At 69.8% G+C, this 26,839-nt stretch carries 26 protein-coding genes; 14 read left to right on the top strand and 12 right to left on the bottom strand.

The annotated features are described in order from the left end of the window. Positions 1–23: 23 nt before the first annotated feature. From OHA03_RS08755 to OHA03_RS08780, 6 genes are all read left to right on the top strand, one after another. Complete coding sequence (locus tag OHA03_RS08755) at positions 24–971, top strand: SPFH domain-containing protein (RefSeq protein WP_267002437.1); 948 nt, start codon at positions 24–26, stop codon at positions 969–971. A gap of 26 nt (positions 972–997) precedes the next feature. Continuing rightward, the gene (locus OHA03_RS08760) at positions 998–1,183 is read left to right on the top strand and encodes a hypothetical protein (protein WP_267007980.1); all 186 of its coding nucleotides are present in this window, start codon (positions 998–1,000) and stop codon (positions 1,181–1,183) included. A gap of 208 nt (positions 1,184–1,391) precedes the next feature. Next, positions 1,392–2,684 carry an alkaline phosphatase gene (locus OHA03_RS08765; protein ID WP_267002439.1) on the top strand — a complete coding sequence of 431 codons (1,293 nt, stop codon included), beginning with the start codon at positions 1,392–1,394 and terminating at the stop codon, positions 2,682–2,684. A gap of 216 nt (positions 2,685–2,900) precedes the next feature. After that, entirely contained in the window at positions 2,901–3,425 is a 525-nt protein-coding gene (locus OHA03_RS08770) for a PadR family transcriptional regulator (protein WP_267002441.1), read from the top strand. Further along, positions 3,422–4,108, top strand: a complete 687-nt coding sequence (locus OHA03_RS08775) for an ABC transporter ATP-binding protein (RefSeq protein WP_267002443.1) — start codon at positions 3,422–3,424, stop codon at positions 4,106–4,108. Before OHA03_RS08770 ends, OHA03_RS08775 begins: the two co-directional genes overlap by 4 nt. After that, positions 4,105–6,504: an ABC transporter permease gene (locus OHA03_RS08780; RefSeq protein WP_267002445.1), complete on the top strand. Its 2,400-nt coding sequence runs from the start codon at positions 4,105–4,107 to the stop codon at positions 6,502–6,504. The genes OHA03_RS08775 and OHA03_RS08780 overlap by 4 nt, the downstream gene beginning before the upstream one ends. Positions 6,505–6,576: 72 nt before the next feature. Here the strand turns inward: OHA03_RS08780 and OHA03_RS08785 are convergent, their stop codons facing one another. Continuing rightward, the gene (locus OHA03_RS08785) at positions 6,577–7,536 is read right to left on the bottom strand and encodes a hydrogen peroxide-inducible genes activator (RefSeq protein WP_267002447.1); all 960 of its coding nucleotides are present in this window, start codon (positions 7,534–7,536) and stop codon (positions 6,577–6,579) included. Between the two features lie 131 nt (positions 7,537–7,667). On the opposite strand from OHA03_RS08785, the gene OHA03_RS08790 reads away from it, so the two are divergent. After that, the gene (locus OHA03_RS08790; RefSeq protein ID WP_030969360.1) at positions 7,668–8,222 is read left to right on the top strand and encodes a peroxiredoxin; all 555 of its coding nucleotides are present in this window, start codon (positions 7,668–7,670) and stop codon (positions 8,220–8,222) included. A gap of 12 nt (positions 8,223–8,234) precedes the next feature. Then, on the top strand, positions 8,235–8,771 hold the full coding sequence (locus tag OHA03_RS08795) for an alkyl hydroperoxide reductase (RefSeq protein ID WP_267002452.1): 537 nt from the start codon (positions 8,235–8,237) through the stop codon (positions 8,769–8,771). Between the two features lie 90 nt (positions 8,772–8,861). Here OHA03_RS08795 and OHA03_RS08800 read toward each other — a convergent pair whose 3' ends face one another. The 4 genes from OHA03_RS08800 to OHA03_RS08815 form a co-directional block, all read right to left on the bottom strand. Further along, complete coding sequence (locus tag OHA03_RS08800) at positions 8,862–10,262, bottom strand: AI-2E family transporter (protein ID WP_267002454.1); 1,401 nt, start codon at positions 10,260–10,262, stop codon at positions 8,862–8,864. A gap of 140 nt (positions 10,263–10,402) precedes the next feature. Then, positions 10,403–11,104, bottom strand: a complete 702-nt coding sequence (locus tag OHA03_RS08805) for a transglycosylase SLT domain-containing protein (RefSeq protein ID WP_267002456.1) — start codon at positions 11,102–11,104, stop codon at positions 10,403–10,405. 391 nt (positions 11,105–11,495) lie between these two features. Further along, positions 11,496–12,818: a PhoH family protein gene (locus tag OHA03_RS08810; RefSeq protein ID WP_313938949.1), complete on the bottom strand. Its 1,323-nt coding sequence runs from the start codon at positions 12,816–12,818 to the stop codon at positions 11,496–11,498. 478 nt (positions 12,819–13,296) lie between these two features. Further along, entirely contained in the window at positions 13,297–14,058 is a 762-nt protein-coding gene (locus OHA03_RS08815; protein WP_030914966.1) for an isoprenyl transferase, read from the bottom strand. A gap of 201 nt (positions 14,059–14,259) precedes the next feature. Here OHA03_RS08815 and mgrA point away from each other — a divergent pair, with 201 nt between their 5' ends. Both mgrA and OHA03_RS08825 read left to right on the top strand, forming a co-directional pair. Further along, on the top strand, positions 14,260–15,300 hold the full coding sequence (gene mgrA / locus OHA03_RS08820) for an L-glyceraldehyde 3-phosphate reductase (protein WP_267002463.1): 1,041 nt from the start codon (positions 14,260–14,262) through the stop codon (positions 15,298–15,300). Between the two features lie 643 nt (positions 15,301–15,943). Continuing rightward, positions 15,944–17,098, top strand: coding sequence for a winged helix DNA-binding domain-containing protein (locus tag OHA03_RS08825; RefSeq protein ID WP_267002465.1), 1,155 nt, complete (start codon positions 15,944–15,946; stop codon positions 17,096–17,098). Between the two features lie 30 nt (positions 17,099–17,128). Here OHA03_RS08825 and OHA03_RS08830 read toward each other — a convergent pair whose 3' ends face one another. The 3 genes from OHA03_RS08830 to OHA03_RS08840 form a co-directional block, all read right to left on the bottom strand. Continuing rightward, on the bottom strand, positions 17,129–17,587 hold the full coding sequence (locus OHA03_RS08830) for a hypothetical protein (protein ID WP_267002467.1): 459 nt from the start codon (positions 17,585–17,587) through the stop codon (positions 17,129–17,131). Positions 17,588–17,684: 97 nt separating this feature from the next. Beyond that, a complete protein-coding gene (locus tag OHA03_RS08835; RefSeq protein WP_267002469.1) occupies positions 17,685–18,476 on the bottom strand; it encodes a class I SAM-dependent methyltransferase in 792 nt (263 codons plus the stop codon). 59 nt (positions 18,477–18,535) lie between these two features. Beyond that, complete coding sequence (locus OHA03_RS08840; protein WP_267002471.1) at positions 18,536–19,432, bottom strand: A24 family peptidase; 897 nt, start codon at positions 19,430–19,432, stop codon at positions 18,536–18,538. A gap of 104 nt (positions 19,433–19,536) precedes the next feature. Here OHA03_RS08840 and OHA03_RS08845 point away from each other — a divergent pair, with 104 nt between their 5' ends. Beyond that, a complete protein-coding gene (locus OHA03_RS08845) occupies positions 19,537–19,908 on the top strand; it encodes a DUF192 domain-containing protein (RefSeq protein ID WP_267002473.1) in 372 nt (123 codons plus the stop codon). An 8-nt stretch (positions 19,909–19,916) separates the two neighbouring features. Here the strand turns inward: OHA03_RS08845 and OHA03_RS08850 are convergent, their stop codons facing one another. From OHA03_RS08850 to OHA03_RS08865, 4 genes are all read right to left on the bottom strand, one after another. Further along, positions 19,917–20,696, bottom strand: coding sequence for a hypothetical protein (locus tag OHA03_RS08850; protein WP_267002475.1), 780 nt, complete (start codon positions 20,694–20,696; stop codon positions 19,917–19,919). 174 nt (positions 20,697–20,870) lie between these two features. Next, on the bottom strand, positions 20,871–21,269 hold the full coding sequence (locus OHA03_RS08855) for a hypothetical protein (protein WP_267002477.1): 399 nt from the start codon (positions 21,267–21,269) through the stop codon (positions 20,871–20,873). A gap of 166 nt (positions 21,270–21,435) precedes the next feature. Next, entirely contained in the window at positions 21,436–21,825 is a 390-nt protein-coding gene (locus OHA03_RS08860; protein WP_267002479.1) for a hypothetical protein, read from the bottom strand. Then, complete coding sequence (locus OHA03_RS08865; protein WP_267002481.1) at positions 21,825–23,378, bottom strand: polymorphic toxin-type HINT domain-containing protein; 1,554 nt, start codon at positions 23,376–23,378, stop codon at positions 21,825–21,827. The genes OHA03_RS08860 and OHA03_RS08865 overlap by 1 nt, the downstream gene beginning before the upstream one ends. Positions 23,379–23,736: 358 nt before the next feature. Here OHA03_RS08865 and OHA03_RS08870 point away from each other — a divergent pair, with 358 nt between their 5' ends. The 3 genes from OHA03_RS08870 to OHA03_RS08880 all read left to right on the top strand — a co-directional run bounded on the left by OHA03_RS08870 (position 23,737) and on the right by OHA03_RS08880 (position 26,779). Further along, positions 23,737–25,644, top strand: a complete 1,908-nt coding sequence (locus OHA03_RS08870; protein WP_267002483.1) for a hypothetical protein — start codon at positions 23,737–23,739, stop codon at positions 25,642–25,644. A gap of 62 nt (positions 25,645–25,706) precedes the next feature. Then, positions 25,707–26,309, top strand: a complete 603-nt coding sequence (locus OHA03_RS08875) for a hypothetical protein (protein WP_267002485.1) — start codon at positions 25,707–25,709, stop codon at positions 26,307–26,309. Positions 26,310–26,329: 20 nt separating this feature from the next. After that, positions 26,330–26,779 (top strand): DUF3592 domain-containing protein, encoded by a 450-nt coding sequence (locus OHA03_RS08880; protein ID WP_267002487.1) that lies wholly within the window; start codon positions 26,330–26,332, stop codon positions 26,777–26,779. The last annotated feature ends 60 nt before the right edge of the window (positions 26,780–26,839 follow it).

Here is a 26,839-nt window from a genome sequence, read left to right on the forward strand (position 1 = left end):
TAGACACGCAAACAGGGGGAATCATGACCGACCAACCGATAGCGGTGCAAACCGACGGCGCTCCGGAGATGCCCGAACCGCAGGTCCGGGAGACCACGGCGCACTCCATCCCCGGCGGCTTCGGCCTGCTCCTGACCGTCCTCGGCGTATTCCTCGGCGTCGGCCTGGCGATCATCGGCGGCGCCCTGGGCGCCAACGGACACGACGGGGCGGGGATCCCGCTCCTCGTCGTAGGGGTGCTTCTCGCCGTCGCCTCGTTCTTCTGCATGAGCGGCGTCAAGATGGTGGCGCCCGGCGAGGCCCGCGTCATCCAGCTCTTCGGCCGGTACGTCGGAACGATCCGAGCCGACGGACTGCGCTGGATCAACCCCCTGACCAGCAGCCGCAAGATCTCCACCCGGGTCCGCAACCACGAGACCGCGGTCCTCAAGGTCAACGACGCCTACGGCAACCCCATCGAGCTCGCCGCGATCGTCGTCTGGAAGGTCGAGGACACCGCGCAGGCGCTCTTCGAGGTCGACGACTTCCGGAAGTTCGTCGCCACGCAGACCGAGGCGGCCGTCCGCCACATCGCGATCGAGTACCCGTACGACGCCCACGACGAGGGCGGCCTGTCACTGCGCGGAAACGCGGACGAGATCACCGAGAAGCTGGCCGCCGAACTCACCGCCCGGGTGCAGGCCGCCGGCGTACGCATCATCGAGTCCCGCTTCAGCCACCTCGCGTACGCCCCCGAGATCGCCTCCGCGATGCTCCAGCGCCAGCAGGCGGGTGCGGTGGTCGCGGCCCGCCAGCAGATCGTCGAGGGCGCAGTCGGCATGGTCGAGATGGCGCTGACCCGGATCGCCGAACAGGACATCGTCGAGCTCGACTCCGAACGCAAGGCGGCCATGGTCAGCAACCTGATGGTGGTGCTGTGCGGTGACCGCGCGGCGCAACCCGTCCTGAACACGGGCACGCTCTACCAGTGACGGAAGAAACCCCGAAGCGCAAGCAGATGCTGCTGCGGCTGGACCCCGCGGTGCACGACGCGCTGGCCCGCTGGGCCTCGGACGAACTGCGCAGCGCGAACGCCCAGATCGAGTTCCTGCTGCGCAGAGCACTGGCAGAGGCGGGCCGCCTGCCGAAGACGACATCTCCCATCCCCCGCCGAGGCCGTCCACCCAAGCCCCCGGCGGAGTAGGAGGCGGGCGAGCAGGGGCAGGCGCCGGGCGCCTGCCCCTCAGCACCGGACGGGCCCGAAGATCGGCCCCCCGGCGATCGCGGGCACGCAGCTGTCACGGAACCCCGGCTGCGGGTTGTTCCGTCTGCGGATGCCTCTCGTTCACGACGGGTACCACCCCCGCGCCTACGTTCACGTGTGAAAGCTTTGTAATTCACGAGGAGCTGTTGTGAACAGACGCGTGCGTAGTGCGCGATGGGGAGCACCCGTCGCTGCGGCCGTCGTGGCCGCGGTCGCCACGATGGTGCTCAACCCGACGCTGGGTGCGTCGGCCGCTGCCCCGCAGTCGGCGGCGAAGGCGAAAGCCCCCACGGCGAAGAACGTCATCTTCATCAACGGTGACGGCATGGGTGCCTCGATGCGCGAGGCAGCGAGGCTCAACCTCTCCGGCCTGGAAGGCCAGCTGGCCATGGACCGCCTCACGGCGTCCGGCCAGCTCACCACCACCCCGCGGGACCCGAAGGCCGTCGTGACGGACTCCGCCGCGGCGGCGACCGCGTGGGCCACGGGCGAGAAGACCTACAACGGCGCGATCAGCGTCGACGTCGACGGCAACCCGCTGGCGACCCTCGGCCAGCAGGCCAAGGCGGTCGGCAAGGCCACCGGCCTGGTGACCACCGCGCAGGTCACCGACGCGTCCCCGGCGGCGTTCTTCGCCAACACCGCGGACCGCGGACAGCAGGACGAGATCGCCCGTCAGTACCTGGACGTCAGCAAGCCCGACGTCATCCTGGGCGGCGGCGAGGACTGGTGGCTGCCGGCCGGTACGCCGGGCGCGTTCAAGGACAAGCCTGCGGAGGACACGACCGAGGGCAGCCGCGGCACCAAGGGCAACCTGATCAAGAAGGCCCAGAAGGCCGGTTACTCGTACGTCAACAGTGCGAGCGGGCTGAGCAAGGCCAAGAACGGCAAGCTCCTCGGGCTGTTCAGCAACGAGGAGATGTTCCAGCAGCGCCCCGAGGGCCAGGGCGACGTCTACAGCCCGGTCGTGGACCTCGGCACGATGACCAGCAAGGCCCTGAGCAGCCTGGACAAGAACAAGAAGGGCTTCTTCCTCATGGTCGAGGAGGAAGGCACCGACGAGTTCGCGCACTCCAACAACGGCACGCGCGTCCTGCAGTCGATGCAGCAGCTGGAGAAGGCCGTCGCGGTGGCCCGCGCGTACATCGCGACGCACCCCGACACGCTGCTGGTCGTCACCGGTGACCACGAGACCGGCGGTCTCTCGGTCGAGGAGGTCGACGCCAACGACGAGTCCGGGGACGCCATCTCCGCCGAGGACGGTCCGTTCTCGATCCGCGGCAGCGACCGCAAGTTCACCATCGACTGGACCACGTCGGGGCACACCAGCGTGGACGTGCCCGTGACGGCGAGCGGTCCGCTCTCCGACAGCTTCTCGGGCAAGCACCCGAACACGTACGTGCACGACGTACTCAAGCAGGTGCTGGCACCGCGCCGCTGAACGCGGTGACGCAGGAACGGGCCCCGGGAGCATTCTCCCGGGGCCCGTTCCCGTGCGCAGGGGCGATGCCGTCGGGCCGTGGCGGCCCGGGCCGGGCCCGCCGTATGGCCCGCTGAGGGCCGCACCCAGCAGTACGGCCGACGCCCCACCTCATCTCGGGAGGACTGCCCCACCCGCGTATACATGCAAGGTATACACGCCACGTATAGTGTCCGCATGTCTATCGGTCACACCCTGCTCGGACTCCTGGAGTCCGGCCCCCGCCACGGCTACGACCTCAAGCGCACATTCGACGAGAAGTTCGGCCACGACCGCCCCCTGCACTACGGCCAGGTCTACTCGACCATGTCCCGCCTCCTCAAGAACGGCCTCGTCGAGGTCGACGGCATAGAGAGCGGCGGCGGACCCGAGCGCAAGCGGTACGCCATCACCGAGGCCGGTATCACCGATGTCGCCGGCTGGCTCGCCCAGCCCGAGAAGCCGGAGCCGTACCTCCAGTCGACGCTGTACACCAAGGTCGTCCTGGCCCTGCTCACCGGCCGCAGCGCCGAAACCCTCCTGGACACGCAGCGCGCCGAGCACCTGCGCCTCATGCGCATCCTCACCGACCGCAAGCGCGGCGGCGACCTCGCAGACCAGCTGATCTGCGACCACGCCCTGTTCCATCTGGAGGCCGACCTCCGCTGGCTGGAACTGACCGCCGCCCGGCTCGACCGCCTCGCCCGCGAGGTCGCCGCATGACCGCCGCCGGCTCCCTCCTCGTAGCCCGCGACCTGCGCAAGTCGTACGGCTCGACACCCGCCCTGGACGGCGCCTCGTTCTCCGTCCATCCCGGCGAGATCGTCGCCGTGCTGGGGCCGTCCGGCTCCGGCAAGTCGACCCTGCTCCACTGCCTCGCCGGCATCGTCACACCCGACAGCGGCACGGTCACCTACGCGGGCCGCGAGCTCTCCGCGATGTCCGACGCCGAACGCAGCGCCCTGCGCCGCAGCGATTTCGGCTTCGTCTTCCAGTTCGGACAACTCGTCCCGGAGCTGACCTGCGTGGAGAACGTCGCCCTGCCGCTCCGCCTCAGCGGCACCAGGCGCAAGGACGCCGAGCGCACCGCCCTCCGCTGGATGGAGCACCTGGAGGTCGACGACCTCGGCGCCAAGCGTCCCGGCGAGGTCTCCGGCGGCCAGGGCCAGCGCGTCGCCATCGCCCGCGCCCTGGTCTCCTCCCCGAAGGTGATCTTCGCGGACGAGCCGACCGGCGCCCTGGACTCCCTCAACGGCGAGCGGGTGATGCAACTGCTCGGCGAGGCCGCCCGGTCCGCCAATGTCGCCGTGGTCCTGGTGACGCACGAGGCCCGCGTCGCCGCCTACTCCGACCGCGACGTCACCGTGCGCGACGGCCGGGCCCGCGACCTGGAGCACGCCGTATGACGCTGCTCGAACCGAAGAAGGTCCCGGTAGCCGAGCAGCCCCGGCCCGCCGAGCCCTCCCGCGCGATCGCCCTGCTGCGGGATCTCGGCCTCGGTATCCGGTTCGCCTCCTCCGGCGGGCGTGAAGGCTGGACCCGCACCGCGCTCACCGCGGTCGGTGTGGGACTCGGCGTGGCGCTGCTGCTGGTCGCCTCCTCCGTACCGCATCTGCTCGATCAGCGTGCCGGCCGCGATCAGGCCCGCGCCGAGGCGCGCGTCTCACGCGACGACACCGTCCCGAAGTCGGACTCCACGGTGCTGCGGATCAGTACGGAGTCCGAATACCGCGGCCGCTCCGTCGGGGGCTTCCTGATGCGCCCGGAGGGGGCTCACCCGGTCACCCCGCCCGGTGTGGCGAACTTGCCCGGCCCGGACGAGATGGTCGTCTCGCCCGCTTTGGAGGAGCTGCTGGGCTCCCCGGAGGGGAGTCTTCTCAAGGAGCGGCTGCCGTACCGGATCACCGGAACGATCGACGACCAGGGCCTGACCTCCCCGAGCGAACTGCTCTACTACGCGGGCAGCGACACCCTGACCCCCGCCGCGGGCGGCCACCGGCTGGCGGGTTACGGCGACCAGGCCCCGCCCGAGCCCCTGTCCCCCGTCCTCATCGTGCTGGTCATCATGATCTGCGTCGTCCTGCTGGTGCCGGTCGCGATCTTCATCGCGACGGCCGTGCGCTTCGGCGGGGACCGCCGCGACCGCAGGCTCGCGGCGCTGCGCCTGGTCGGCGCGGACATCCGGATGACCCGCCGGATCGCGGCCGGTGAGGCGCTCTTCGGCGCGGTGCTCGGCCTGCTGACGGGCCTGGTCCTCTTCCTGGTGGGACGTCAGTTCATGGGCGCCGTCGAGGTGTGGGACTTCAGCGCCTTCCCCGCCGATCTGGTCCCGGCCCCCTGGCTGGCGGCGATGATCGCGGTGGCGGTACCGGTGGCGGCTGTGCTCGTCACCCTGACCGCCCTGCGCTCGGTGGTGATCGAACCGCTCGGCGTCGTACGCAACAGCCGCAGCCGCAGGCGCCGGTTCTGGTGGCGGCTGCTGATGCCGGTCGCGGGAGTGGCGGTACTCGCGCTGACCGGAAAGGTCGACGAGAACACCGCCGTCAATCCGTATCCGATCGCCGGTGGCGCGGTGCTGGTCCTGGTGGGGCTCGCACTGCTGCTGCCGTGGCTGGTCGAGGCGTGTGTGAATCGGCTGCACGGCGGCCCGCTGCCCTGGCAGCTCGCGACCCGCAGGCTCCAGCTGAGCAGCGGGACGGCGTCCCGTGCGGTCAGCGGCATCACGGTCGCGGTGGCGGGCGCGGTGGCGTTGCAGATGCTGTTCGCCGCGATGGGCGACGACTTCAACCGGGTGACGGGACAGGATCCCTCGCGGGCCCAGTTCACGACGTTCTCCGAGAACGTGACCGGTGACGCGGCCACGCGCACCATCAAGGAGTTCCGGGCCACCAAGGGCGTGCAGGCCGTCATCGGCACGGTCGAGGTGTACGTCACCCGGCCGGGGAAGTACGAGGGCGACATCCGGCCCACCACCTCACTGTCCATCGGCGACTGCGCGACCCTGCGCGAGCTCGCCCGGATCGGCTCCTGCAAGGAGGGCGACGCCTTCGTCGTCCACCCCAGGAACGACAAGGAGATGGCCACCTGGATGGACCAGACGGCTCGCAAGGGCAAGGAGGTCGAGATCAGCTCGTCCATCGAGCCGGACGGCGTGAAGTCGAAGCGGTGGACCCTGCCCGCCGACGCCCCGACCGTCGTCTCCCGCCGCGATCCGATGGGCGAGGACCACTGGGGCATCATGGCCACGGTCGGCGCGGTCGACCCGAGTACGCTGCCCGGCGCGACGGTCAACGCGCAGATCAAGGTCGACGAGAGCGTCCCGGACGTCGCCGAGTACGTACGGAACACGGCGGCCAGGATCGACCCCGGCATGCGCGTCGACTCCCTGCATTCGGTGACGCGCGACCGGCAGTACGCGAGCGTGCAGACCGGCCTCCAGGTCGGCGCGACCGTGACCCTGCTGCTGATCGCCGCCTCGATGCTGGTCTCCCAGCTGGAGCAGTTGCGGGAGCGCAGACGCCTGCTGTCGGTCCTGGTCGCCTTCGGCACCCGGCGGACCACCCTCGGCTGGTCGGTGCTCTGGCAGACCGCCGTACCGGTCCTCATCGGCCTGGTGGTGGCGGTCGCGGGCGGCCTCGGGCTCGGCGCGGTGATGATCAGGATGATCGCCAAGAAGGTGACCGACTGGTGGCTGTTCCTGCCGATGGTGGGGGCCGGCACCGCACTGATCCTGCTGGTCACCCTGGTCTCGCTGCCACTGCTGTGGCGGCTCATGCGACCGGACGGCCTGCGGACGGAATGACGACGACGAAGCGGTGAGCACAAGGGGTGCGGTCCCTCCGTGAGGAGGAGGACCGCACCCCTTTCACGCGTGTCACGTGGCTGCGGTCACCCGTACCGGCAGCGGCCGCATCGCCTCACGCAGTGCGGCGGCGAACTCCTCGAACTCGCCGTGCCGCGCCGCCCCGGTCCGCATCCCCAGCGCCACCCGCCGCGACGGCGCGGGATCCGCGAAATAGCCGGTGGCCAGCGCATCGTTGCGGGCGGTCTCCACGGTGACGGCGGTACGCGGCAGCAGCGTCACCCCGAGCCCGCCCGCGACCAGCTGCACCAGCGTGGAGAGCCCGGCCGCGGTCGTGGTCACCGGCGCCCCCTCCGTGCGTCCCGCCTCCCGGCAGATGTCCAGCGCCTGGTCGCGCAGACAGTGCCCCTCGTCGAGCAGCAGCAGCGGCAGCTCGCGCAGCGCCTCGCGCGGAATGTCGGCGCGACCGCCCAGCCAGTGGCTGCGCTCCATGACGAGCACGAAGTCCTCGTCGAAGAGCGGGAGTTCGGTCACCTGGGGCACCCCGAGCGGCACGGCCAGCAGCAGCAGGTCCAGCCGGCCTGCGGCCAGCCCCTCCAGCAGCGACGAGGTCTGCTCCTCGTGCACCTGGAGGTCGAGCTCCGGGTAACGGTCGTGGACCAGCCGCAGCACGGTCGGCAGCAGGTACGGGGCGACGGTCGGAATCACGCCGAGCCTGAGCACTCCGGTGAACGGCGCCCGGACCGCCTCGGCCTCCTCCATCAGCTCACCGACGGCCTCCAGCACCACCCCGGCCCGCACCGCCAGCCGCTCCCCGGCGGGCGAGAGCAGCACCTTGCGCGTCGTACGCTCGATGAGCTGGACACCGAGTGTCTCCTCCAGCGCGGACACGGCTCCGGAGAGCGCGGGCTGACTCATCCCGATTGCTGCCGCCGCGTCCCTGAAGTGCAGGTGCTCCGCCACGGCCGCGAAGGCACGCAGCTGCGACAGACTCGGTTGTTTGGGTCGATTGCCCTGGTTGCTCTGCGCCACTGATAGGCACCTCCGATCATCACGACCGAGTGTAGCTATTTCCGCGATCAATGCACTCTGTGCCAAGGTGGACATCGTCCACCCCCCAGGAACTCCCGCAAATGGGAATTCCTATGCTGCAAGGAGAGCGCGTGCTCACTGTCGGTGACAAGTTCCCCGAGTTCGACCTGACTGCTTGTGTCTCGCTGGAGAGCGGCAAGGAGTTCGAGCAGATCAACCACAAGACCTACGAGGGTCAGTGGAAGATCGTCTTCGCGTGGCCGAAGGACTTCACCTTCGTGTGCCCCACCGAGATCGCCGCCTTCGGCAAGCTGAACGACGAGTTCGCCGACCGTGACGCTCAGATCCTCGGCTTCTCCGGCGACTCCGAGTTCGTGCACCACGCCTGGCGCAAGGACCACCCGGACCTGACCGACCTGCCCTTCCCGATGATGGCCGACTCGAAGCACGAGCTCATGCGTGACCTCGGCATCGAGGGCGAGGACGGCTTCGCCCAGCGCGCCGTCTTCATCGTCGACCCGAACAACGAGATCCAGTTCACGATGGTGACCGCCGGTTCCGTGGGCCGTAACCCCAAGGAGGTCCTCCGGGTCCTCGACGCCCTGCAGACCGACGAGCTGTGCCCGTGCAACTGGACCAAGGGCGAGAACACCCTGGACCCGGTCGCGCTCCTCTCGGGCGAGTGAGCTGACACCGACATGGCACTCGATGAACTGAAGGCCGCCGTCCCGGACTTCGCCAAGGACCTGAAGCTGAACCTCGGTTCGGTCATCGGGAACAGCGAACTCCCGCCGCAGCAGCTCTGGGGCACCGTCCTCGCCTGCGCGATCGCCTCGCGCTCGCCGAAGGTGCTGCGCGAGCTGGAGCCGGAGGCCAAGGCCAACCTCTCCGCCGAGGCGTACACCGCGGCGAAGTCGGCCGCCGCCATCATGGCGATGAACAACGTCTTCTACCGGACCCGGCACCTGCTGTCGGACCCCGAGTACGGGACGCTCCGTGCGGGCCTGCGGATGAACGTCATCGGCAAGCCGGGCGTGGAGAAGATCGACTTCGAACTGTGGTCGCTCGCCGTCTCCGCGATCAACGGCTGCGGTCAGTGCCTGGACTCCCACGAGCAGGTGCTGCGCAAGGCCGGCGTGGACCGTGAGACCATTCAGGAAGCCGTCAAGATTGCCTCGGTGATCCAGGCGGTCGGCGTGACCCTCGATGCCGAGGCCGTGCTCGCCGAGCAGTAACAGCAGTACCCCTGATACGAGAAGGGCCCCGAGGACGACCGACCGTCCACGGGGCCCTTCTTATCGTTCCGCCCCACCGTACTCCCCGCCTCACTGCACCGGCGGCTTCTCTTCCCCTTCGTCCCCGCCCGCGGGCGGTGGCCCCGGCGCCGGGGGCGGGGGCGGGGGCTGAGTCGGGGCCGCACCCATTGCCGTGGCCCCGCGGGGCTGCGGCGCATGGCGAAGGGAGGCCTCCTGCCCGTACGTCCGCAGATAGCCGACCACCGTATTGGTGACCGCGACCAGCGGCACCGCGGTCACCGCACCGCCGATGCCCGCGATCATGCCGCCCGCGGCGACCGAGAGGACGACGGCGAGCGGGTGGACGCGTACCGCGCGGCCGAGGATGAACGGCTGCAGCACATGTCCCTCGATCTGCTGCACGGCCAGCACCACGAGCAGCACCATCAGCGCGGTGAACACGCCCTCGGTGACCAGCGCGACGACCACCGCAAGCGCTCCGGAGACCACCGCGCCGACCAGCGGGATGAAGGCGAAGAGGAAGATGAAGACAGCGAGCGGCACCGCCATCGGCACATCGAGGAACCAGATCCCGAGCCCGATGAAGATCGCGTCGATCATGGCGACCAGCACCGTGCCCCGCACATAGGCGGTCAGCGTCCGCCAGGCACGCGGCCCGGCGCCCGCGACCCCCGGCCGGGCCTGGGCGGGTACGAGCTTGAGCACCCACTGCCAGATGCGCTTCCCGTCGTACAGCAGGAAGAGCGTCGAGAACATCGCCAGCAGTATCCCGGTGAGGACCTCCACCATCACGGTGACGCCCTGGAGCCCGGCGGAGGTGATCTCTTCGGTGTTGGTGCCGATGGTGTCGCTGAGGTTCTTCGCGACATCGTTGATCTGCTGCTCGGTGACGTGGAAGGGGCTGTCGAGCAGCCAGCGCTTCAACTCTTCGATACCGTCGCGCACCTTGTCGGAGAGGGTGTCGAGGTTGTCCATGACCTGCCAGACAACGAACCAGCCGACCAGGCCCATGATGACGAAGCCCAGGATCGCCGTGACGGCGGTGGCCAGGCCGCGCGGCAGCCCGTACCGCCTCAGCCGGGCAACGGTCGGCTGCAGCATCGCGGTGACGAGCAGCGCGGCGACGAACGCCAGCACCACCAGCTGTACGGCACTGATGACCCGCATCAGCACCCAGAGCGTGCCCGCCAGGACGAGCAGCCGCCAGCCGGCCTCGGCCGCGACGCGCATCCCCCAGGGGATCGCCGCGACCGGATCGGGCCGGGCGCCGACGGACGGGGCGTATGCGGGCGGTGGCGGCACATGGTCGGCCGTGGCGGCAGGGTGGTCGGCGGCGGTCGGGATCGGCGGCTCGGCGTCCGCGTCCCGGTCCGCCTCGGCCTCCGCCGCGGCCCGGCGTTCCTCCAGCCGCTCGCCCAGCTCGGTCAGTTCGGCGCCCACCCGGCCGAGCCACCCTGGCAGTTTCGACATGTGTGTTCCTCTTCCCCCGATTTCTCTCCCCACCACTCCCCCGGAGTCGTCCGGACGACGGTACACGCGCGAAGCCCCTCACCGTAGGACGGTGAGGGGCTTCGCAAGGTTGAGACCGGAACCCCGGAAGGTTCCGATTTCTAGTACCAGTTGTTCGCCTGCCAGAAGGACCAGGCACCGCACGGGCTGCCGTAGCGGCTGTCCATGTAGTTGAGGCCCCACTTGATCTGGGTGGCCGGGTTGGTCTGCCAGTCGGCGCCCGCGGATGCCATCTTGGAGCCGGGCAGCGCCTGGACGAGACCGTAGGCACCGGAAGAGGCGTTGGTCGCCCGGTAGTTCCAGCTCGACTCGTGGTTCACGATGTTGCTGAAGCACTGGAACTGATCACTGGGGATCATCTGGCGAGCCATCGCCTGGACTTCGGCCACGGTGTACGAGCTCTGCGTGGCGAACGCGGAGGCGCTGCGGACCTCGGAACGGCTGGCGCGCTCGGCGTCCTCCTTGGCCTGCCGCTCCTGCTCCAGCTTGTCCTCGGCCGCCTGCTTCTTCGACTTGGCGTCCTTGGCGGCCTGGATGCGGGCCGCTTCCTCGGCAGACTTCTTCGCCGCCGCGTCGGCCGCGGACGCCTGGGCGTCGGCCTGCTGCGTCAGCGAGGCGGTCTGCACCTGGGCCTGCTGGCCCGCAGGGATGTCGGCGAGAAGCGTCGTGTCGGCTGCGGTCGCCTCGAAGTTGTTGTCGTCGACAGCGGGAGTGCTGCCCGAAGCAACGCCTACGACGGCGCCGACGGTGGTGACCGCGGTGGCAGATGCCACGGCGAACCCCCGGACCGAGATCCGGCTCACACGGTGTCCTTCCAGCATCGCCCGCTTAGGTGACCTCGCAGGCGCAATCGTGCCCCTGACACTGGCCTCCCTACTGCTTGGGTCACGGGGAGGCACGGGCCCGGTGGGCAGCTCCCCTGAGGGAGTGCCGCGTGGTGCTCGCGGGCGGCATACGGACGGCGATTGTTGAGTTGTGTGGTGCGTGGCACCTCTGGAGGTGCGGGTGTGCCGTATGCGGGGCCTGACGGAAGCAAGACTCTGCCGGAACGGGCCGCCGCGAAGCAATTCTCCGTTGCGTGTGAAAGCTCACACCTCGTTTGGCTCAGGTGTTTTGCGGAAATGGCACCGCAACATGATGCCGCCCGGCTAAGCTCGTTGGCTCGCCGGGCGGAATCAACTGTGGCATCCCCTATCAGATCTGGCCTTCCTCCAGCATTTCGGTCACCAGTGCGGCGATCTGCGAACGCTCGGAGCGGGTGAGCGTGACGTGCGCGAAGAGCGGATGACCCTTCAGCTTCTCGACCACGGCGACGACTCCGTCGTACCGGCCGACCCGGAGGTTGTCCCGCTGGGCCACGTCATGCGTGAGCACGACTCGGGAATTCGACCCGATTCTGGACAACACGGTCAGCAGGACGTTGCGTTCGAGCGACTGCGCCTCGTCGACGATCACGAAGGCGTCGTGGAGCGACCGGCCCCGGATGTGGGTGAGCGGCAGGACCTCCAGCATCCCGCGCCCCAGTACCTCCTCGATCACCTCACGCCCGGCGACCGCCGACAGCGTGTCGAAGACGGCCTGCGCCCAGGGGCTCATCTTCTCGGCCTCGGTGCCGGGGAGATAGCCGAGCTCCTGCCCGCCGACCGCGTACAGCGGCCGGAAGACCATCACCTTCTGGTGCTGCCTGCGCTCCAGCACGGCTTCGAGACCGGCGCAGAGCGCCAGCGCCGACTTTCCGGTACCGGCCCGGCCGCCCAGCGACACGATGCCGACGTCCTGGTCGAGCAGCAGATCCAGGGCGATGCGCTGCTCGGCGCTGCGGCCGTGGATCCCGAAGGCCTCCCGGTCGCCGCGGACGAGGCGCACATTGCCCTCGGCCGTGACCCGGCCGAGCGCCTTGCCGCGCTCGGACTGGAGGACCAGTCCGGTGTGCACGGGCAGTTCGGCGACCTCGGGGACGTACAGCGTCTCCTCTCCGAAGAGCAGATCCACCTGCTCGGCCGAGAGCGGAAGTTCGGCCATCCCCGTCCAGCCGGAGTCGGTGATGGCGAGTTCCGCGCGGTACTCCTCCGCGAGAAGGCCGACCGACGATGCCTTGATGCGCAGCGGCAGGTCCTTGGAGACGACCGTGACGTCGTAGCCCTCGGCCTGGAGATTGCGCGCGACCGCGAGAATCCGTGAGTCGTTGTCCCCCAACCGGTAGCCGGCGGGCAGTACGCCGGGATCGGAATGGTTGAGTTCGACGCGCAGCGTTCCGCCGAGATCCCCGAGCGGGATCGGGGCATCCAGCCGGCCGTACCGGACCCGGAAGTCGTCCAGCAGGCGCAGGGCCTGCCGGGCGAAGTAGCCGAGCTCCGGATGGTGGCGTTTGGCCTCCAGTTCCGTGACCACGACGATCGGGAGCACGACTTCGTGCTCGTCGAAGCGGGCCATGGCGTTCGGATCGGCCAGCAGGACGCTGGTGTCGAGAACGTAGGTGCGCCTGTCGGGCATGCGGCGCTTTGTGCTGGTCACCACGGAAGGACGTACCCCCTCGGACGAGGTTGGGCTGCGACGGCGTCGCGGAGCATCCCAAAGGGAGAGGACGGACCGGGCTGCGGCCACCTTGCGCGGGCCGAGCGCCGGCCCTCCGCGTCGGCCGCACTGTATGTACGGTCCTTCGTGTGCAAAGGGCCTCCCGGGCGAGCGGACTCGATGCCACTCACTTGGACACGACGTCCGCCTGGTTTTTGACCGGACGTCGACCTGACAGGGGTATTCCCTCGAACACGCGAAGCCATGCCGCCACGAGGCGGGCGGGTGAGCCGGAAGTGATGTCCAGGACCACGCAGGTCCGGGCCCACGCTGTGAGCCTGTCCGGCACTTGGCGCCGGAACCGTTGCGCAGGGGCGCGGGCGAGCCGGAAGCAGTGCTCCGGAGCACGGGTCAGGGCGCCCACCCGCCCCGGGGTTCGGTCCTCGAACGCCGGACGGGCTGGGTTCGGATGCGTGTGGTGTCAGCCGCCGAAGCGGCGGCCTCGGGCCGCGTAGTCGCGCAGCGCGCGAAGGAAGTCGACCTTGCGGAACGCCGGCCAGAAGACTTCGCAGAAGTAGTACTCGGAGTGCGCGCTCTGCCAGAGCATGAAGCCGGACAGCCGCTGCTCACCGCTCGTACGGATCACCAGGTCCGGATCCGGCTGCCCCCGCGTGTACAGGTGCTCGGAGATCAGGTCCGTGGAGACGATCTCCGCGAGGTCCTCGAAGGACGTCCCCTTGGACGAGTGGTCGAGCAGCAGAGACCGCACCGCGTCCGCGATCTCCTGCCGCCCGCCGTAGCCGACGGCGACGTTGACCAGTATTCCGTCGACGCCGACCGTGGCCTGCTCGGCCTCCTTGAGGACGGTCTGGGTGTGTGCGGGCAGCAGGTCCAGCGTGCCGACGTGGTGGACGCGCCACCGGCCGTCCGCCGCCAGGTCGCGCACGGTGTTCTCGATGATGCCGAGGAGCGGGGTCAGCTCGGACGCGGGCCGGTCGAAGTTGTCCGTGGAGAGCAGCCACAGGGTGACGACCTCGACATCGGTCTCACTGCACCAGCCGAGCAGCTCCTGGATCTTGTCCGCACCGGCCTGGTGCCCCTGCGCGGCCGTGCCGCCGGACGCCTTCGCCCAGCGCCGGTTGCCGTCGAGGATGACACCGATGTGCTTGGGCACCTGGGTGTGATCGAGGCGGGCCTCCACCCGGCGCGCGTAGAGCCTGTACACCAGGTCGCGCAAGTTCACTGAGTTCACCTCTCGGTTCTGTGCGGGCCCGCCCGCCCCACTGCCCGGGGTCCGGGGTCGTCCCCCCTGGGGATCGCCGCACAAGTCCGCAGAGTCCATCGCTCCGCCGTGCCGTGGCAGTCCCCGACGTCGCCACATTACTGCGCAGGCGCCGCACCGGCCCAACCTGGTCTGTCACAAGTACGTGATAAGGAGGGAAACGTGACTGATTCTTCTTCCTCCTACCGGGCTGCCGGTTCGCGCTACGACTCCATGGAGTACCGCCGGACCGGCCGCAGCGGTCTCAAGCTCCCTGCCGTCTCGCTCGGCCTGTGGCACAACTTCGGCGACGACCGCACACTGGACTCCCAGCGGGCGATTCTGCGCCGCGCCTTCGACCTCGGTGTGACCCACTTCGACCTGGCCAACAACTACGGCCCGCCGCCCGGCTCCGCCGAGCTCAATTTCGGAAAGCTCTTCCACCAGGACTTCGCCCCGTACCGTGACGAACTCATCATTTCGACCAAGGCCGGGTATGACATGCACCCCGGCCCGTACGGCGAGTGGGGCTCCCGCAAGTATCTGCTGTCGTCGCTGGACGCCTCGCTGAAGCGGATGGGGCTGGATTACGTCGACATCTTCTACTCGCACCGCTTCGACCCGGACACCCCGCTCGAGGAGACGATGGGTGCGCTGGCCTCCGCAGTGCAGCAGGGCAAGGCGCTGTACGTGGGTGTGTCCTCGTACAACTCGGAGCAGACCGCCGAGGCCGCCCGGCTGCTCAAGGAGATGGGTGTGCCCGCCCTGATCCACCAGCCGTCCTACTCGATGATCAACCGCTGGACGGAGGACGACGGGCTGCTGGACACGCTGGAGACGGCCGGCATGGGCTGCATCTCCTTCGTGCCGCTCGCCCAGGGCCTGCTCACCAACAAGTACCTCCATGGCATCCCGGAGGGTTCGCGCGCGACCCAGGGCAAGTCCCTCAGCCCGGAGCTGCTCTCGGACGAGGTGGTCCGCCGGCTGAACGGGCTGAACGACATCGCTCAGCGGCGCGGCCAGTCCCTCGCCCAGCTGGCACTCAACTGGGTGCTGCGAGACAGCCGTATGACGTCCGCCCTGATCGGCGCGTCGAGTGTGCAGCAGCTCGAGGAGAACGTCGCGGCACTCGCCGGACCGGCGCTGTCCGCCGAGGAGTTGAAGGAGATCGACACCTTCGCCGTGGACACCGAGGGCACCAACATCTGGGCCGGACGGGGCTGATCGGTCCGGTTCTCACGGGTCCCGCCCGGGACCCGTGAGAACCGGCCCACAAAAAAATCGGGCCGGTCCGTGGGGGGGGATACGGACCGGCCCGAGGGGGGGTTTCCACCATAACCCTTCGTAAGTGATGCTGCGTGCCACGCCGCTCCATAATTACTCTCCGAATTCGCAGGACTCCGGTCCGAGCACGGATTCCGGGGCCCGGGAGAGGGTGCAAAGAGGGCGGACGGCCGACGGCGCCGCCTTGACGCCGGACCGGCATCTCCCGGGTCCGGGCCCGTTCCCGTTCGCGGCCCGCAATGGGCTCGGTGGCCGCCGACCGGTCACCTTGCGGCCCTCGGCCCCGGTGGTGTGCCGGTCCTGGGCCATCGGAGTGAGCGCCGCCTCGATCCGCTCGACCTGGGCATCGGCCTTCACCCGGTCGGCGGCGGGTCGCTCCGGCGGAGAGCGTGGGCCTCGTCGTGAGCGCCGGTGCGGTCGCTGCCGCGGCGCCGGCCTGCGCCCGCTCCTTCCCGCAGCCCGCGAGGGCCGGGGCCAGGACGGGCACCGTCGCGCCGGCGAGGACCGCAGCCGTGCGTCTCGCGGAGGTCATGGACCACATATGGGACACGCCCTGACCTGATGGGCCGCTAGTTTCCGCATCATGACGACACGAACCGCGACCGTGACCTGGGCCCAGGCGAACGCGCGCCGGATCGAACGCCAGGGCCTCGCCGCCCCGATGGCCTCCTCCTCCGACCGTGCCGTGTCGGCGATGCTCGCCGCGCATGCACAGGTGTCGTCCGCCGCCGAGCTGTCCGTGGGGCTGCGGCTGGCGGGCGCGACGCGTACCGACGTGCGCAAGGCGCTGTGGAACGACCGCACCCTGGTCAGGACGTATGGGCCGCGCGGCACCGTACATCTGCTGACGGCCGCCGAACTGTCCTTGTGGATCGGTGCGTTGTCCGCGATCCCGGCCGGTACCGGCCCGTTCCGCAAGGACGTCCGGCTGAGCGCGGATCAGACCGAGGAGGTTCTCGCGGCGGTCGGCGACGCGCTGACGGGGGCCGAGCTGACGATCGACGAGCTCTCCGACGCGGTGATAGCCCGCACCGGGCCATGGGCCGGGGACCGGGTGATGCCCGCGTTCCAGGACATGTGGCCGCGCTGGCGGCAGGTGATGCATCTCGCGGGCCACCGCGGTGTGCTGTGCTTCGCCCCCGACCGCGGCCGCAAGGTCACGTACACCAACCCGGGCGCCACCCCGCTCGACGGCCCGGAGGCGCTGGCCGGGCTCGTACACCGCTATCTGCACGCGTACGGGCCCGCCACACCGCGGCACTTCGCGAAATGGCTTGCCGCGCCGAACAGTTGGGCGGCGTCGGTCTTCGCGGAGCAGGCCGGGACCGGGGCGATCGAAGAGGTGGCGTACGAGGGTGGCGGGCCGGCCTGGCTGGCGACGGGCGACACCGACTTCCCCGCCGGGCCGGCGCGCGGGGTTCGGCTGCTCCCCTACTTCGATGCGTTCGCCATCGCGTCACAGCCGCGCGAGAGGCTCTTCCCGGGCGCTGCGTACACCCGCGCGCTGGCGGGTGGCCAGGCGGGGAACCACCCGGTGCTGCTGATCGACGGCACGGTCGCCGGGGTCTGGCACCAGCGCCGCTCGGGCCGCCGGATCGCGGTGACCGTGGAGCCGCTGTCCCCGCTCACGGCCGGGCAGCTGCGGGAGCTGGAGGAGCAGGTGGAGCGGGTGGGGGTGGTGCTGGAGGGGAAGCCGGAACTGACGGTCGGAAAGGTGTCGGTGGGGCCGCACGCATAGCGCCTGCCCGGTAGCCGGTGGCTTGTCCTCTCAGGTGGTCGCTTCCGCGCCGCGGTGGCCTCGGGTGTAGCGGATCGCGACATTGTCCCCGCCGATGACGACGAAGCGTCCGCCCTCGCACCGGATGACGGCCTGGTGCACCTCGCCGCGCTCGTCCCGGAGCTCCTCCGTGCGGGTGACCGTCCACCCGCCGTCGGGCGGTTCCGGCAGGTGCGGCAGGGCGGCGAACTCCCACTGGCCGGCGGGTACGCACCAGTCGGGCAGGCGCGGCCAGGTGCCGGGGCCGATATGCAGGGTCCAGTCGGAGGCGCAGGTCAGGAGCAACGACTGGCTGTCGGAGAGCAGGAACTCGACGGCCTCCGGTTCCCCCATCCGTCCCTCCGGCCGGTAGAAGAGGCCGAGGACACCGACGACCCGTGCCCCTCTGAGCCATTCGGCGTTGCCCTGCCGCGTGCTGCGGGAGGCCTCCTCGCCGTTCTCCACCCTCATGGCCTGCTCCTTCCCCGTGCGCTCACCGCCCAGGGTCGCATCATTTTGGGCGTACGCCGGTGAAGGGAGAGTGATGGCACAGCGAGCGTCACCACGTTTACGGCTGCCGCGGCTTGCGGGCCTCGATCAGGAAGCGGGTGGTGCGCGCGACGAACGGCCCCTCGGTCTCGATGAGGTGGTGCAGGGCGGCCAGTTGCGGCCGGTACTGCTCGACCGTGAAGCCGGGCACCATCCAGATCACCTTCCGCAGGAAGTAGACGACGGCGCCGATGTCGAAGAACTCGGTACGCAGCGTCTCCAGCCGCAGGTCGACGACTTCGAGCCCGGCCGCCTCCGCGTCGGCGCGGGCCCGCTGCGGGTCGCGGGCACCGCGGGCCTCGGGAGGCTGCGGGCCGAGGAAGTACTCGACGAGTTCGAAGACGCTGGCCGGGCCGACCTGCTGCGAGAAGTACGTACCACCGGGCTTCAGCACGCGCGCGATCTCCGCCCACCACGTGGTCACCGGATGCCGGCTGACCACCAGGTCGAAGGCCGCGTCCCCAAACGGCAGCGGCGGCTCGTCGGCGTCGGCGACCACGACCGCGCCGAGCGGGTGCAGAAGGCCGGTGGCGCGGGCGATGTTCGGCGGCCAGGACTCGGTGGCGACCGTCAACGGCGGCAGCTTCGGGGCGGAGGCGAGGACCTCGCCGCCGCCGGTCTGGATGTCGAGGGCCGCCCGCGCCCGGCCCAGCCGCTCGGCCATGGCGTGCGCATACTCCCAGGAGGGGCGTTGTTCGGTGGCCCGGCCGTCGAGCCAGGAGAAGTCCCAGCCGTCGACGGAGACGGCGGCGGCCTCGGCGACGAGCGCTTCGAAGCGTGTGCGTTCCTCTTCTTCGGATGTTCCGGGCATGCGGGGATGGTGTCACCGCACATTCGCGGGCGCGACCGAATTCCGGGTGCCCCGGCGGGTCAGGCCGCGAGGCCGCCGAACAGTATCCCGAGCAGCGCGCCCGCGATCATGAACGGCCCGAACGGGATGCCCGTCTTGCGTCCGGCCCGCCGCAGGATGACCAGCCCGAACCCGTACACGGCACCGAGCACGAACCCGGCGAAGCCGCCCGCGAAGACGACCGCCCACCCGTACCAGCCGAGAGCCACCCCCAGTGACAGGGCGAGCTTGACGTCGCCGAAGCCCATCCCGTTCGGGTTGATCAGGAAGAGCAGGAAGTAGAAGCCGCCGAGGGCGAGGCCGCCGAGCAGGGCGGACAGCCACGAACCGGCGTGCTCCGGAAGCAGCGTCGCGCCACCCAGCAGTACGACGGCCGCACCGGCGAGCGGCAGCGTCAGCCGGTCGGGCAGCCGGTGGACGCGGCGGTCGATGGTGGCGAGGAGTACGGCGACAGGGGCGAGCAGCAGCCAGACGGCAAGCTCGGGCCGGAGCCCGGTGGCCGCGGCGAGGGCGGCGCAGCCGAGTGCGCCGGCGACGGGGGCAAGGACGGCGGGGGCGTAACGCGCGACCGGTTCGGTGCGGGGGTCCCCTTCCCGACCGTCACCTTCCTTCGTGCTCGCGTCCGCCGACTCGGCGACCTCGGCAGACTCGGCGGCCCCGTCCCGCTCCTCGGGTGGCGTCGGCACCGCGGCCGTCTTCGTCTGCGCAGTCGTACGCACCGCAGCACCCGCGGCACACGCCGCGCACCGTGTGGAGCCGAGCCAGCCGCGGGCCACCCCATTGAAGGGGTGGCCGGCGGGGCAGGTGTCCCGCCATGCGTCCTCCGGTTCGACGGAGAACCGGTAGGCGGCGCGCGGGACCAGCAGTCCGGTCGCGGCGCCCCAGAGCGCGGCGACGCCTGTCAGCATGACGTACACGGAACCGACCCTAGGCGGGCGACGTACATGCGGTCATGGGCCCTGGGGCCCACTGCTCGTCATTTCGGGCCCAGTGGTTGTCACCGGGCGCTACCGTCGTCGCCATGGGTCAATGGCGCAATGGCAACGGGACGTTGACGGTCGGGGACCGGGAGGGGGGGCCGGGGCTGGAGATACCGCTGCGGATCGCCGCCTCGTACCGGGCCCGGTCGAAGGGGCTTCTCGGGCAGGACGGGATCGACGGGGCCCTGATGATCACCCCGTGCGGGAGTGTGCACACGTTCGGGATGCGGTTCACGATCGATGTGGCCTACCTGGACCGGAAGTTCAACGTCGTGGCGGTCCACACGATGAAGCCGGGGCGGCTCGGGATGGTGCGGCTGCAATCCCGTCATGTGCTCGAGTCGGAGGCCGGGACGATGGAGAAGTGGGGACTGCGGCCCGGCGTGCAGGTGCAGATCGACCAGGCCGGCTGAGGGGCGGGTCACGGGAGCTTGGCCAGCTGCGCAGTGACCACTTCCGCCGGGATTTCCGGAGGCGTCGCGTCGACGAAGTCGGCGACGTAGAACGTGACGACCGTCGAACCCCTCCGTACGAGCCGGAAGACCAGCGGCACCTTGTCGCCCTCGATGTTCCCCGTCACCTGGTAGGCGATGCTCTCCTCGCCCACCCGCGGCGCATCCAGCAGATCGACCTTGCTGTACGTGGACGGCCCCTCGTCGCTCGAGGTCCTGAACCCACCCGCGCAGGCCTGCACCGCGTCGCGGACGTCGCGCAGCACCTGTTGGGCCGCGCCCTTCGGGTGGGAGGTGAGAATCTCGGTGACGACGGTCTGGTCGTCCTTTCCCTCCTCCGATTTGTCCATCACGGTACGGAAGACGGTAGCGGTCGCGGCGGGTTCGGGAGCGCCGTTGATCACGGCGGCCAGTGGCCGGCAGGCCTGGTCCTCGGCTTTTTCCGTGCCGGTGTCCTGGCTGCCCTGCAGCGGGGTGACCTCGTAGCCGGCCACGTCGCCGGTGGCCAGGGCGGCCTCGGTCAGCTCCGGCTCGGTGAGCACCTTGTTGGTGCCGGCCGGCAGCGTGCTCGGGGAGGACGGCGGGGGCGGGGACGAAGTGTCGTTGCCGGACGGCTTCGCGCTCGACGGACTGCTCGCCCTGCCGTTGTCCTTGCCCTGGGACGAGTCGCCGCCTGACGGGCCGCAGGACACGGCCGCGAGGCAGAGCGCCGCTGTCGTCGCCGCCATGACTGCTGTACGAGCCTTCATCGTTCCCCGTTTCCGACCATGGGCCCCGTCCCTGTCTGCACGCTAACAACCGGGCGGCGGCGGGTGCGTGGGCCCACGGGCCCAACCCGGAGCCGCGCTCAGGAAGGGGCCCTTCTTTCGGATCAGGCGGGATCAGGGCGCGTGCCCCGCGAGCCCGGCGTGGTCCGACAGCCCTCAGGGCCGGGTGCCCAGGCCGCGGCCGACGAGTGGGGACACCGTGCGGATCAGCTTCAGTTGCGTGGAGCGCAGGACCTTCACGGTCGTGACGTCGGACCAGCCGGTCGTCGTGGACCACTCGTAGCCCGAGCCGACCACCTCGCTGGCGAACGCCAGCTCCGTGGCGAGCAGCGCCCGCGCCCAGTCCATCGGCTCCAGGGGTTCCTTCGCCGCCAGCGCCGAACGGATCCTGGCCCCCCTCCGGTTCAGGTCGGCCGCGTCGTCGAAGCCCATGGCCACCGCGAACTCCTCCGTGCAGCGCGCCGGGCCGCTCCACTCGACCAGGCCCTGCTGCAGGAGCCGGGACTCCTCCTCGGTCAGCGCCAGCTGCTCCGCCGTCTGTAAGCGAGTCCTCACCCGTCCACCCTTCCGGTCACGCGCCCGCCCCGGTCGTTGTCCGTACGCGGAGACGGGCGGGCCATGAACACTTCCGGGGCACGACGCTAGCGACCCGCCCCGGCCCCGTCTTGGGCCCCAGGACTCAGGCGGGGACCCAAGGCCCGGCGACGAGGCCGATCCGTCGTCAGTCCCTCGGGCTCTTCCCGTAGTAGGGCTTGACCGTCCTGGCCAGCTTCCGCTGGATCGACCGCAGCATCATGATGGTCGGCTCGTCACCGAGTCCCGTGGTCGTCCGCCATTCGACGCCGGTGCCGGCGAGGTCGCTGACGAACACGATCTCCACGGCCAGCAGGGTCCGCGCCCAGTCCACCGGGGCGAGCGGGGCGTCGTCGGCGAGTGCAGCCCGCAGCCTGCCGCACTGGTCGACCAGGTCCTGCTCGTCCGCGAAGCCCATGCCGACGGCGAGCTGGTCGCTGCAGTGAGCCGGGCCGCCCCATTCCAGGAGCGCCCGCCGCAGGAGTCCGGTCTCGGCTCCCGTGAGCAGTTCGCTCGCCGCCACTTCGCCTGCCGACATCAGTTCAGCCCTTCCCAGTACTCTTCGAGCTTCGCCGGGTCCCGCCGGAAGATGGTTCCGCCGTCCGGGCTCATTGGATCGTGGATCACGATGGTCGTGCCGTCCTTGCCGAGGAACGCCTTCCGGCCGCTGCCCAGGTCCTTGGTCCGCGACGGATTCTTGATCACGTCCTTGGCGAGTTCGGCGAGATCGTCGGTCGACAGCCCGGGGAAGTCGCCCGCGTGCTTGCTGTCCGCGTGCCCCTTGGCGATGTCGTCGGCATCCTCGAGGCGCTCCTCGTCGGTGCACCACGAGTTGTTGTGCACCAGGACGGGGGCGCCGCCTGCCAGCACATAGTACGTATGGATGCCGTTGACGGTCAGGTCGTACGTGGTCTGCCGCTGGGTGTACCGCACGACGGCCGAGACGGCGAGCACGGACCCGTCCGCGGTCCGCAGCTCCGTACCGGGCGTGATGTCGGCCGCATCCACCCACTGCCGCCGGCCGACCGCCCAGAACGGGTGCGTGCCGGTCGCGGTGATCACCGCGGGCCCGCCGGCGGTCCGGAACGTCAGCCGGGTGAAGTCCTTGTCGTCGTACGTCGTGATCGTGCGCTCGACCCGTCGGCCCTGGGTGCGGTCGCTGTACGGGTCGGTGGCCCGGACCCGGTCGCCGGTCCGCACCGATTCGATGGGGACGCTCCGCCCGTCGGCGAGCAGCACCTGTGTTCCCGGCAGGAAGCTGTGCTTGACCTTGCAGTTCGGGTTCTCGTCGGGCTTCTTCTCGTCGGGCTTGTCGTCCTTCTTCGGCGGGTCCCTCTTCGCGTCGTCGAGCTTCTTCCGGGCGTCCTCGAGCTTCTTCTCGGCTTCCTTGACCTTCTTGCGGTTCTTGACCAGGCCCTTGAGGGCGTCGTAGAGGTCGCCACCGTGTTTCTTCAAGCTCTTGATGAGCTTGTAGGCCTTCTTCCACTTCCACGGGGCGCCGTACTTCGCGCCCAGTTTCCCGACAGCACCCCCGATCAGGCTGAGCAGGACGTTGATCAGGGTTTCCGTGCAGGCGCCCATGTCGCCCTTGGTGATGCAGTTCAGCGCGTCGGTGATCCCGAGCTCGTCGGCGAGGATCTTCGCGAGTTCCTTCGCGGCTTCCTTCGCCTTGTCCGAGTTGGACGTCTCTTCCTTCTGGGCGTCCTGGAGCTCTTTCAGCGCCTTGTCGTAGTCGACCTGCGCCGGCGTCTTCGGCGTACCGTCGTCGTTGCGGTCCGACGCCGGATCCCCGGTGCCGGGCTTGCCCGAACCGCCGTCCCGAGCCTCGGTGTTCCCGTCACCACCGCAGTTCCCGCCGCCTCCGATCCGGCAGACCTGCGCACCGATCTTCTCGGTGAGCTCCGCACCGATCCCCGTCGCCACCAGAGCGCCGACGATCGCCACGACCACCAGGACCAGGCCCAGGTACTCCAAGGCCCCCTGCCCCCGATCGCGCCGGCGGCGCAGACCCAGCAACCGGACGTCCGTACGCGGCCGGGAACCCCGTGACCACCGTCGGATCCGACGACGCAACTCCCCCAGATGTGACATGGTTTCGACGCTAACGAGCGTGCGGTGCACCCGTCTTGGGCCTCCGGACCCCAATGAGCACCCACCTGCAACCGCCCACCGGGCGGCGAGTCCCCGGCCGACCTCCGATTGCCCGGGCCCACGTCCAACCACTCGATCGCCCGTCACCCGGCGCCTCCTTCACCGGACTTGGGCCCGAACTTGGGGCCAAGGACCCAGGTCATCCGGTCCGCACGCCCGTACGCTCACGCCACACCCGGGGTTCGGCAGCGGGGCGGGCAGGCAGTGCGAGTCAGTGGCGGAGGGGAAGACCGTGAGAAGTGGCGGCGGCTGGAGAAGCGGAAGCGGGGGCCACATACCGCGAGAGCGCGGCGGGGGTGTGTTCTTTCCCCTGACGCGCAGTTGGGCCGTCGGCGCCCTCGTCTACGTCTTCGCCGGGATCCTGGTGACGCGTGGGCTCGTCGAGACGCTCGCCACCGATGAGCGGCTCCAGGTCTTCACCTGGCGGCTGGTACTCCTGCATGTGCCCAGCGTCATCACCACCCTGCTCACCACCCTGGCCGCCGCCCGCGTCCTGCCCGACGAGCAGCGCGAGTCACGTCTCCTGTACCTGCTCGCCACCTTGAGTGTTCCGGTCGTCGGGCTCGCGTACGGCCTCTACGTCTCGTGGCATGTCGTCGGCGTCGAGGGTGTGCTGATGCCGGTGGTGGTGCTGGTCACCGGCTCTGCCGTGGGACTGGCCGTCGACCGGCTGCTGGAGGCCGACGAGACGGAGCCCGCCGCGCCGAACTCGTACACCTGGCGCGACAGCGGTGCCACCGCCATGGAGTACCTGGGGGTGATCGTCCTCGTCGTCACCCTGATCGGCGCGATGGCGATGGCGGGTGTCGGCGGGCAGATCGGCGACCGGATCCGGTGTGCGATCAGTTCGATGGGCGGCGGCAGTGCCGGATGCACGACGGGCGGCGGGGACCCGACCGCGAAGCCGAAGACCGATGCCGACTACGAGCCCAAGCTGTGCCAGGTCTCCAGCGTCTCCGACACCGTCGGCGACAAGGTGAAGATCGGCTGGTTCGAGTGGGGCAACGAGTACGGCTTCCAGCAGAAGGTCAGCCAGGCCAAGACAGATGTGAACGAGGACGGCAAGGTCGACGAGAACGACAAGCTGGTCTACATGACGTTCACGGACGCCGCGTCCGTCGGCGCCAGCGGCAGTACGCCCGGCGTCAAGCTCGGCAAGCTCGGCAAGGCGGACGTCGACGTCGGCGGCGGCGTCAAGATCACCAACGGTGACACCTGGGTCTTCAAGAGCGAGGAGGACGCCAAGAAGATGCGGGACGACATCGAGGAAATGAAGATGTGGGAGACCTCGACCAAGTACAGCGGCGGCTACGGCGGCGGCTGGTACTCGGGCATGAAGTGGGCCGAAAAGAAGGAGGACGTCGAGAAGAAGATCGGCGACAAGAAGATCTCCTACTCGACCATCGGCCTCAACGTGTACGCCGACGGCGGTCTCAACATCAGCGCGGGCGACGAGTCCGCGCTCGGCGCCAAGCTGGGCGGCAAGGCCAAGTTCTCCCCCGACGTGACCATCACCAAGGACGACGTGAACGGCAACGAGTCGTACACGTACACCGCCAAGCTCGAACTCGAGGGCAAGGTCGGCGGCACGGCGGGCCCGCTCACCGGCACGGCCGGCGCGAAGGACACCCGCACCGGGGCGATCACCGTCACCCGTGACCAGAAGACCGGCAAGATCGTCCGTATCGACATGACGAAGACGGTCGAGACGGGCTCGACGTCCGACAAGGGCGAGGCCAAGGGCGACAACGGCAAGAAGGACGGCGACAAGCGCGGCGGCAAGGGCAGTGTCACCGACTCGTCCGGCGAAACCGGCATCGAGGTCCAGACGAACTCGATCATCTTCGGCAAGGACGACGACAAGGCCACCGAGGACAAGCGGGCCATCGCCGAGAAGTGGCTGGACGGCAGCGGCAACAACACCGCACCGTTCGAGTACATGTTCGGCGACAAGTCGCTGCAGCAGAAGCCCGACGGGACGGACCCCTTCGACCAGATGATGTTCCAGGACGGCCTGTCGAGCACCATGCAGTACCACGGCGAGACGGACGCCCAGGAGTTCGGCTTCGAGGTCTCGCTCGGCATGAGTCTCGGGTTCTCCATCTCGGACGAGCACAAGAAGGAGACACTGACGGACGCGCAGTTCCTCGGAGCTCCGCAGGGCGACAAGCGCAGCTTCCTTCCGTACAGCTACTGCGCGAACTGAGCACCCCGCAGCACCGGCGGCACCACCCGGCACCACGCACGACGAGAGGCGATGAACAGACCATGGCAGCGGCAACGGCAAGGGCGGCAGTGAACAGGTCCCGGACGCTCGGCGCGGCTGTTGCCGCCGCCATCGGTCTCACCCTTCTCACCGGCTGCGGCTCCTCGGACGCGGGCGCCGTCCCGGACGGCTGGGGCAAGCTCGACACGAAGAGCCTGTCCGTCGGCTACCCGAAGGACAAGGGATACAAGGAGCAGTCCGTGGCCGACCGCAGCAAGAGCAACGCGGCCGTCGCGCTCAAGACGGAGGGCGGGCTGCGCACCGGCATGGTCTCGGTCCAGCTCGACTTCGCCACGGGCGTCGACGACGCGGGCGAGGCCGCCGCCGCGGCGGGCGCGGGCATCGGCCTCGGTGCGACCCGTAAGGCCACCTCCGATGTCCGGCTGGCGGGCGAGGAGAGCGCCCGGGACGCGCGTCGGATCGACTACGAGTTCACCTCGTCCGGCAAGGAGCAGACCCCGGCGAGCGGCACCCGGATGACAGGGGTCGTGGTGGCGGGGGTCGACTCGAAGGACGTACCGTTCGCCATCCGGATCAACGCGGTGAAGGGCTCGCTGAGCGCGAAGGATCTCGACGCCTTCGTCGGCTCGATCACCGTGAAGTAGCCCGTGGAGGACTGGCGTTCATGAATGTTCTGCCCGGCGGCACCGCGACATTCCTGCTGCTGTTCGGCCTGTTCCTCGGTGCGTTCGCCGTGCGCTCGGCGCTGCGGCTGGGCCGGGTACTGAGCCTGATCCGGCACGGGGTACAGGTCGAGGGCCGGTGCGCGGAGCGCCGGGTCGTGGACCGGGGGGCGGACCGGGAGCGTGGGTACGCGACGGAGTACGTGTTCGCGTTCCGCACGCTCGACGGCCGCGACATGGAGTTCGTCGACCATGCGCCGGGCCCGTTCGGCTTCGAGGTCGGGGCACCGATCCGGGTCACGTACGATCCGGCGGACCCGGAGAAGCGCGCCACGGTGGCCGGGCCGCGGGCATGGGGGCCGGTGCTGATGCCCGCGGTGTTCGCGGCCGGTCTGACGGTGTTCTCGCTGGGCCTGCTGTACGGGTTCGTGGCGATGCGGGGCTGGGTCTGAGGGCTGCCGGCCGCCGCAGCGGTGCGGCGGCCGGGTCCGAGGCCTGCACGGGCCCTTCGG

This window comes from Streptomyces sp. NBC_00154, from assembly GCF_026342835.1.
In the GTDB taxonomy this organism is placed as follows: Bacteria; Actinomycetota; Actinomycetes; order Streptomycetales; family Streptomycetaceae; genus Streptomyces.